Annotated in this window: 6 protein-coding genes; 1 reads left to right on the top strand and 5 read right to left on the bottom strand. The window is 55.6% G+C overall.

Annotated features, from left to right (window positions below):
- Positions 1-169: 169 nt before the first annotated feature.
- Positions 170-844, bottom strand: a complete 675-nt coding sequence (gene yieH / locus NG99_RS06015; RefSeq protein ID WP_034889385.1) for a 6-phosphogluconate phosphatase — start codon at positions 842-844, stop codon at positions 170-172.
- Between the two features lie 202 nt (positions 845-1046).
- On the opposite strand from yieH, the gene NG99_RS06010 reads away from it, so the two are divergent.
- Positions 1047-1790 carry a GntR family transcriptional regulator gene (locus NG99_RS06010; RefSeq protein WP_034889382.1) on the top strand — a complete coding sequence of 248 codons (744 nt, stop codon included), beginning with the start codon at positions 1047-1049 and terminating at the stop codon, positions 1788-1790.
- Here NG99_RS06010 and NG99_RS06005 read toward each other — a convergent pair.
- The 4 genes from NG99_RS06005 to NG99_RS05990 all read right to left on the bottom strand — a co-directional run bounded on the left by NG99_RS06005 (position 1777) and on the right by NG99_RS05990 (position 6602).
- Entirely contained in the window at positions 1777-2757 is a 981-nt protein-coding gene (locus NG99_RS06005; RefSeq protein ID WP_034889379.1) for a PfkB family carbohydrate kinase, read from the bottom strand. The genes NG99_RS06010 and NG99_RS06005 overlap by 14 nt on opposite strands.
- Positions 2744-3766: an ADP-ribosylglycohydrolase family protein gene (locus NG99_RS06000; protein WP_198138738.1), complete on the bottom strand. Its 1023-nt coding sequence runs from the start codon at positions 3764-3766 to the stop codon at positions 2744-2746. The genes NG99_RS06005 and NG99_RS06000 overlap by 14 nt, the downstream gene beginning before the upstream one ends.
- A gap of 17 nt (positions 3767-3783) precedes the next feature.
- On the bottom strand, positions 3784-5058 hold the full coding sequence (locus tag NG99_RS05995; RefSeq protein ID WP_034889373.1) for a nucleoside permease: 1275 nt from the start codon (positions 5056-5058) through the stop codon (positions 3784-3786).
- 233 nt (positions 5059-5291) lie between these two features.
- Entirely contained in the window at positions 5292-6602 is a 1311-nt protein-coding gene (locus tag NG99_RS05990; RefSeq protein ID WP_034889370.1) for an MFS transporter, read from the bottom strand.
- Position 6603 lies beyond the last annotated feature (1 nt).

Here is a 6603-nt window from a genome sequence, read left to right as displayed (position 1 = left end):
CAAATCTATGTACAGGCTCCACCAACTGGCAGATGGCATGGAAAAAGGTTGGCGTTATCAATCCAATTCGCGGGACTTTTGTTCCAGATGCCAACTAAGTTATGACGTTTATCTTCCGTAACAGCAGATAACCGTTGTTAGTGCGGTGAACATTCTCATCTGAGAGTGTTCACTGCACATCTTCAGTTGTAAGCCGCCAGTCCCGCGCTTGCCATATCTCCGGCAGCTGCGCCAGATCGGTAAAAGAAGTGGCCAGCGGATGATCCAACGGCTTGTTGTGGGCGTCTGCGCAAAAATAGAATACCGGGATACCGGCGCTAATCCCCGCCTGCGCGCCCGCAGCTGAATCATCCACTAAAATACAATTTTCAATCGGAATGCCCATTTGCTTTGCGGCATAGAGCAGCAGATCCGCATCGGGTTTCCAGCTATTGATCGTGTAGCCGCTGTACAAACGGTCATCAAAAAAGCTCAGCATTCCCGTCAGACCCAGCGAGTGCTGCATTTTGCTTACGGTGCCGTTGGAGACCACGCAGATCGGCACGGCCATTTTCTCCAGTAACGCTTTTGCGCCTGCAATGGGTTCCAGTTGCAGATCGAACAGGCGCGCCACTTCCTTTCTGTAAGCAGGCTCCAGCTCTTCAACCGTAGCCGTAAGCTGATGCTGCGTACAAACGTCACTGATAATGTCATACAGCTTCACGCCCTTATATTTTTCAAACATCTCCTGCATTGATAGCTCGACGCCAAACGGGGCAAAGGTATTCACATAGGCCTGGGTACATAATCTTTCGCTGTCTACCAGCGTTCCGTCACAATCAAAGAACACGCATTGAACCGTCATGGGTGAAATCTCCTTGTTATCCTTCCTTCCCACTTTACTTATCTGACGCTGAAATGCGACCCGCAATTTTCCGATGACAGAGGGTTACATTTCAAATACTCTGCTCAGCAGACGCATCTCGCCCTGAGGATGGCCAAAATAAAATGATTCTGCCTGACTTTACAGGCGTTGCCGTTTTCCCGATTGCGTGCGACTGCCTGATATGACGAATCAACACGGTTCCCTGTTTGCGCGGCTTGAATCCATTCTGGCGGATGAGAGCCGTACGCCGCTGTATAAACGCTTTGCCGCCGCCATTAAAGACGCCGTACGCGAAGGCGTGCTGATCCATGAGCAAATCCTTCCGGGTGAACGCGAGTTCAGTCAGTCGCTGGGTATTTCGCGCATTACGGTGCGTAAGGCGATGGATGAACTGGAAAAAGAGGGCATGGTGATTCGTTCGCGCGGATACGGTACGCAAATCTGTAGCCAGTTCGAATATTCGCTAAAAGAGCCAAAGGGGCTGTCTCAGCAGGTGGTATTACGCGGTAAAAAGCCTGATACCGTGTGGATTAATAAAAGCAAAATCCGCTGCAATGCTGAGATTGCGGAAAAACTCGGGCTGAGCGGCGGCAGCGAGGTCTGGCAGCTGAAGCGCATTCGCTATGTTGATCAACAGGCGGTGTCGGTTGAAGAGTCGTGGGTCTCAACGCAGCTGATTGCCGATGCCGACGATATCGGTATCTCGCTGTACGACTACTTTCGCGATCGGCAAATCCATCCGGTGAAATCGCAAAGCCGCGTCAGCGCACGTATGCCGGATGAGGCGCTGCAACTGCAAATCGCCCTGCCCGTGAATGTGCCGGTGCTGGTGATTAAGCAGCTGGCGCTTGACGCACAGGGCAACCCGCTGGAGTACAGCATCAGCTACTGCCGCAGCGATATGTACGTATTTATTGCGGAGTAAGCCGCTGCTGCCAGTACGTCGCTAATGTTGCGCGATCTGGTGCGCAATCACCGCCGCGTTGCGACACCACATAGGATGCCAGCGCATTGCCGAGCGCCACGCTGTCTGCCAGCGCCCAGCCGGAAGCGAGTCCCGCCAGCATTCCACCCGCATGGCTGTCGCCTGCGCCTATAGTGTCCACTACGGTGGTCGTCAGAGCCGGCACCCATCCCTGAGTATCGCCATCGCTGTAGCCTGCGCCATCACTGTCGAGACGCACCACTATCGCATTGCTGAAACGCTGCTGCCAGCGGGTTAGCAGGGCATGGGCATCAAATGGGGCGGTCTCACCGAGACGCTCCTGCCACAGCAGTTCAGCTTCCTGCCTGTTCACTGTAATCAGGGGATGCAGCGCCATTATGCGCCTGAAAGAGGCATCGCTGATATCCGCCAGGCGTGGGCCGAAATCCACCAGTAGCTGATACGGCTGAGGCTGGCGTTCCAGCCAGGCGATCAGCACCTCGCCACTCTGGCTGGCAAGCTGATAGCCGGAGAGATAGATCCAGCGGTTCGCCGGCTGCGGGAGGGTGTTAAGCAGCGTCGCATCCCACTGGTTTTCCACGCCGCTGACCGAAAGGAAAGTGCGTTCGCCGTCCGGCTCAACCAGCGCCAGACACCAGCCATTATCGCCAGAGGCGGTTTCAAGCACGCTGTGAATGCCATATTCGGTCAGCTTCTGCTGCACAATACCGGCCCAGATGCCCTGACCGATCGGCAACGCATTGACTGCTGGCACGCCCAGTCGATGCAGTGCAATCGCCACGTTCAGCGCGCAACCGCCGACATTGACGCTCTGCTGATGCAGCTCGATATCGCTGCCGCGATGCGGCAGCGACCAGGCATCGGCAATAACGTCCACCACCGCCGCGCCTACCACGCAAACCGGAAGATGTCCGGTCAACCGCGTAAGATCGTCAGGCGTCAGCATGGGCGGCCTCACGCTGCTGACGGAAACGACTGAACGCACGGCTGTAGCGGGTGAAATCCAGATTATTGGCAGCATCAAGTTCGGCTTTTAACGCCGGATCGATCCCTTCGATCCCCCGCAATGCGCCGCAAATCGCCACCGCCATTGCGCCGATGGTATCGGTATCGCCACCAAGGTTGGCACAGAGAATGGCGCAACGGTTGGGATCGCAGGCGCTAAGCTCCACCATCGCAATGGCCGCAGGCACTGATTCAATGGTGCTGGTGCCGGTGCCAACCAGATCGTAAATCTGTTGCATGGTCGATTCCGTTCCTCTGCCCTTAGTCACCACCTGCAACGCCAGTTCCACGCGTGCCGCCATTGATGCGCTGAAGGTAGTGACTCGTTTTTCCTGTGCCGCACGGGCAATCGACGGCAGCTCATCGCGAATTGTGTCCCAGCTCGCGCCGTCAATAGCATGTGAAACCGCCCAGGCGATAACGGTGGCTCCGGCAATCGCCACGTCGGATTTGTGGGTCGGACTCGAGGCCAGCGCTACCGCATCAATAAAGCTGTCCAGATCCCGCGCAGGTAGCAGACAGCCCAGCGGAGAAACGCGCATCGCCGCTCCGTTGGTCAGGCCGTTGTTCTCCAGCTGCGCCACCGGCGTACCCGCTTTTAACGCGTTCAGGGCGATTTTCGAGGTGGGGCCCAAAACGTTCTTGTTGAATGCATCAAAATCCTCTGCCCAGCGCAAAATATTGGCTCCGATGGTTTCGGCATTGATATCACCATCATGAGTGATGATGGCGTCGGCCAGCGCCAGCGCCATTGAGGTATCATCGGTAAAGGTCGCCCGGGCAAAATAGCAGGCGGCATTGTTGTCAGCCGGACCGGGCAGGAAGCGATCGATCCAGCCAAAATGCTGTTTCACGCGGTTGCGTGGCCAGAGTTCTGATGGCATACCCATCGCGTCGCCCAGCGCCTGACCATAAAAGGCGCCTAAAATCCGTTTTTCCTGGTGTGTCATTGTCATCGTTACTTCTCTTATTTATGGCTTTCAGCGGGTGCTGAAGCCTCGAACGCGGTTAACTCATCACTGCGTTTTTTACCGTCACGGAACAGCACGATAAAAGCGACGGTGATAACCACAATCATCACGCTACCGAACATCCACATCCCGGCCCAGTTAAATGTCTGACCGTTTTGCGGCTTATCATAGGCAAACATCTCCTGCATCAGGTAGCCGCCGAGCCGGTAACCCAGCAGGCTGCCGATACCCTGGCAGGCGAGGGTAATCAATCCCTGCGCCGCATTGCGCATCGCCACCGGCGCTTTCTTATCTACGTAAATGTAGGCGGTGATGAAGTAGAAGTCATAGCTAACGCCATGCAGCAGGATGCCCATAAACAGCAGGCCGAAGGTCAGCAGGTTTTGGTCGCTGCCAAAGACGAAGAATACATAGCGCAGCGCGGCGGTCACCAGCCCCAGCAGCAGCACTTTGCCGATGCCGAAACGTTTGATAAAGAACGGCAGCGCCAGCAGGAAAAAGATTTCCGATAGCTGGCCGAGGGTCATCCAGCCGGTTGCATGTGGCAGGCCAACTTCCGTCAGATAGCCCTCGGCGAAGATGTAGTAGAACGCCAACGGCATACTGAACAGGAACGAGCAGACAAAGAACACGAGGAAGCTGCGATCTTTCAGCAGGTGCAGCGCATCCAGACCCAGCGCCACGCGCAGGCTGAATTTGCCGGTACTTTTCGGTTCCGTCGCCGGTAACATCAGGGCGAAGATCCCTAACAGCAATGAACTGGCCGCGGTGATTAGCAACGGTATATTACTGGCCGAGATATCGCCGAAACCGAGCAGCGGGGGCAGGAAGCCACAGGCAATGCCGGAGGCAATCCAGCCAAGGGTGCCCATCACCCGCACGCGCGGATAATCGCGTTCAACATCCCCGACGTGGGAAAAAGCGATACTGTTGGTCAGCGCAATGGTTGGCATATAGGTCAGCGCATACAGCAGCAGCAGCGGGAAGAAGCTGCCGAAGTGCGTCTGTTGGGCGGCAAAGAACATCAGGATGGCGCCCGCAATCATCAGCAGTGCCAGCACTTTTTGCGCCTGAAAGAAGCGGTCTGCCAGTGAACCGACCAGAATGGGTGACAGGATGGCGGCGAGGGAGGTGCAGGCATAGCACCAGGCAATCTCCATTGGCGTGAAGCCGTTTTTACTCAGAAAGGCCCAGAGTGGCACGAACCATGCCCCCCAGATAAACCATTCAAGGAACATCATGAACGACAATTTAGGTATTGTATTTTTCATCGAACTTACTCCCCGGTGTTGGTATAACCAACTTAGCACCACTTATAATGCCTTTGTAATACCTTTAGCTGATAGTTTGACCTTGTCCACATATTTTTTACCGATGGTTAACGGTCAGGGAGGATGGAAGAGCGCAGAGGAGAGAGCATGAGAAGGCTGGTTTTGTTGCAGTGAGGTTTGGGTTTAAGCAGACCAGCGTGTGAAAGCAAATCACACGCTGTCAGGAAAGAGGATTAGCGGTTAACCAGTTTAGCCGGTAACGCGATCACCAGCAGGCAGCTGAATAGCAAACAGGCAGCAAAAAACCACAACGCGCCATTGCCGCTACCGGTGAGATCCAGCGCGATCCCCATTACCGAGTTACTTACCAGTCCGGCGATATTGGCGATGGAGCAGGCAAGCGCAAAGCCTGCCGCCGCCGCCGTGCCTTTCAGGAAAGTTGCCGGGAGGCTGAAGAACACCGGCACCGCGCCAATGATCATCGCCTGGGCAACCGAGAACAGCAGCACCGTCATCATCACATTATGGGAGAAAAAGGTGCTGGCCCCCATCGCCGCCGCGCCAACGATAAACGGCACGATGATATGCCAGCGACGCTCCCGCATTCGATCCGAGCTGCTGCCAATCGCCAACATGCCGATCAATGCCGCCAGGCTGGGGATTGCCGTCAGATAGCCAATGGTGCTGATATCGGTGGTTCCGGCGTTTTTAATGAAGGTGGGCATCCAGAAACCCATCGCATAAGCGCTGAGCAGAATGGAGAAGTCAATGCCGCCGAGCATCACCACGCGAATATTGAGCAGGCCATCACGCAGGCGATGTTTTACCTCTTTCGCCTCGCCTTCATCGTTATCCAGATCGCGTTGTACCACCTGCTTCTCTTCCGTACTCAGCCAGTGGGCGCTTTCCACGCTGTTTGGCAGCAACCAAAAAGTCATCACCCCAAGCAGCACGCTCGGTATGCCCTCCAGCAGAAACAACCACTGCCAGCCGCGCATACCGTAAACCTGATGAAAATGGCCCATAATCCAACCAGAAAGCGGTCCGCCAATCAGGCTGGAGAGCGGCAGGCCAATCATAAACAGCGCGATGATGCGACTGCGGCGCCAGCTGGGAAACCATTTGGTGAGATAGAACAGCACGCCCGGCAGAAACCCGGCTTCCGCCGCGCCGAGCAAGAAACGAATGATGTAGAACTGCATCGGCGTTTGCACCAGCAAGGTGGCGGTGGAGAGCAAACCCCAGGTGATCATGATGCGCGCAATCCAGATCTTTGCTCCGACGCGTTGCAAAATCAGGTTACTCGGCACCTCAAACAGAATATAGCCCACGAAAAACAGCCCGGCTCCAAGGCCAAACGCGGTCTCGCTCAGCGACAGATCGCTGGCCATTTGCAGCTTCGCCAGACCGATGTTGATACGGTCCAGATACGCCGCCAGATAACATAAACAGAGAAAAGGGATCAGTTTCCAGGTGATTTTGCGGTAAATCGCGGCAGTGTCCCTGGCTGCCAGCACAGCAGGACGGGTTGTAGCAACAGTCATG

It is taken from the genome of Erwinia typographi (genome assembly GCF_000773975.1).
GTDB classification, from domain to species: Bacteria; Pseudomonadota; Gammaproteobacteria; order Enterobacterales; family Enterobacteriaceae; genus Erwinia; species Erwinia typographi.
This window is presented reverse-complemented; position numbering and strand designations above follow the sequence as displayed.

Bases quoted from the DNA above. Each gene is read 5' to 3' on its own strand.
- NG99_RS06000 (WP_198138738.1), bottom strand. From the start codon at position 3,766: ATGACACACCAGGAAAAACGGATTTTAGGCGCCTTTTATGGTCAGGCG.
- NG99_RS06010 (WP_034889382.1), top strand. From the start codon at position 1,047: ATGACGAATCAACACGGTTCCCTGTTTGCGCGGCTTGAATCCATTCTG.
- NG99_RS05990 (WP_034889370.1), bottom strand. From the start codon at position 6,602: ATGACTGTTGCTACAACCCGTCCTGCTGTGCTGGCAGCCAGGGACACT.
- NG99_RS05995 (WP_034889373.1), bottom strand. From the start codon at position 5,058: ATGAAAAATACAATACCTAAATTGTCGTTCATGATGTTCCTTGAATGG.
- yieH (WP_034889385.1), bottom strand. From the start codon at position 844: ATGACGGTTCAATGCGTGTTCTTTGATTGTGACGGAACGCTGGTAGAC.
- NG99_RS06005 (WP_034889379.1), bottom strand. From the start codon at position 2,757: ATGCTGACGCCTGACGATCTTACGCGGTTGACCGGACATCTTCCGGTT.